The sequence below is a fragment of the Vibrio sp. M260121 genome (assembly GCF_036533715.1).
Classification (GTDB): domain Bacteria; phylum Pseudomonadota; class Gammaproteobacteria; order Enterobacterales; family Vibrionaceae; genus Vibrio.
In genome coordinates this window covers 1-1,473 of the sequence record NZ_JATABF010000102.1, presented here as the reverse complement: position 1 = coordinate 1,473, position 1,473 = coordinate 1, and the positions used below count along the sequence as shown (strand labels likewise).

Below are 1,473 nucleotides of genomic sequence, written 5' to 3'. Positions count from 1 at the left end.
TTACTGAATACATTGTAGGAAATGCCATTTTTCGCTTTCGCAGGCACCAGAACATCAAAGTTGCTTGAGGAACTCTGACGCACCTGAGTATCGGTTCTGCTTGACAGGCCATAACTTGATGCAAATGCATGGCTTGATAACAAACTCGCAGAAACGAGCGAGAAAACTGCAATTTTTGCGGATTTGCGAACCGACTTCGTTTCCATATTAAGCCTTTTTTATGTCACATCGAATAATTTCTGTGACTCTTATCAATTACATCAAAGCACCAAAAGGGGCTGAGTTATTTATTAATTAACCTTTCCATATAAGTAGTATTGAATAGAGATAAATGATAAATAGCATTAAAGCTTCCTCCCTTAGTCAAAGGGAGGAAGTAACTATATAACGTCTTTTATAGGTAATGACTGAGCTGGTTTTTCGTTAATTTGGTTTTCTCATAAATAGCTCTATTCGCCCAACCGCAACCAGCATAGCTAATACAACCATATGTTCTAACGATCCTTGTGTATTCTATCTCGACGTTGTTCCCAACTACTTTGTGAGAACGATAGGTTGTTCTATCGAATTCCTTAACATCCCATCCCATCCCACGGTATGGATTTTTAGGATAGTCAACAGTAGTAGGAATTGTTCGTAGATAATTAGATATCGCAGCTCGCAGGTTTGAACTGTTTACCGTTGCAGTTAGATTTGAACCTAGATAATCAACAGGTAAGTATTTTATTAACTGAGTTAAATTAACTTTTTTTGTTAGATATTGCTTCTCTTCATATTCAAACCTCTTATAGTAAGTAACAAGAAACTTATCACGCTGTACATATCTTATGGTTATAGTGTCTGAATCCGGTTCTTTGAAAACATCTACAGTGTCAAGGTCAATGTAGCTATATAGTAGTTTCCCATATCTATTATTCGTGCTAGCTTTATTAAAACTCGTTACTTGCAGGTAAGTTTTCGCTGCCTCTTCAATTTGAGTTAAAGTGTAGCCCGTAGAACCAAGTTCTTTATCTCCTTGCTCTTCATCGTACTTCTCTTTCCAGTTGACACTGAACTTGTATGGCTGACTGTATTCCCATTTCGTTAAATCTTCATAATCTTCAGACCAAGGCTGACCTTTAGGCCAATTGCTTGGTTTAGATGTGTAAGCGACGTATACCAATACTTCGCCTTTTACAACATCTGAAACAACTTCTACATTTGATAGTCGATACTCATAAGTAAAAGTGCTGTACATCGAATTTAAGTATCTAACAAGAATATTATTTGGATGCTCATCTATCTTCGCCTTGTTTATAGAAATATAGTTATTTACTATATTTAAAATAATATTTTTCTTATCAATCTCTAATGAGTTTATATTGTCGATAACCAAGTCAGATTCTGTGGCAACTTCACCATTTACACCAAATACATTTCCCTCAAAAGAAAGCAATGTTTCAGCCTCTGTTCTTGTTGTGACGTACTCTCTAT

Annotated in this window: 1 protein-coding gene and 1 pseudogene; both read right to left on the bottom strand. The window is 35.9% G+C overall.

From position 1 onward, the window contains the following. The coding region (locus tag QTO06_RS25255) for a hypothetical protein (RefSeq protein WP_331410332.1) at positions 1–206 on the bottom strand (206 nt) is incomplete at its 3' end. 188 nt (positions 207–394) lie between these two features. Then, a pseudogene (locus tag QTO06_RS25250) lies at positions 395–1,473 on the bottom strand (FhaB protein); the annotation flags it as partial.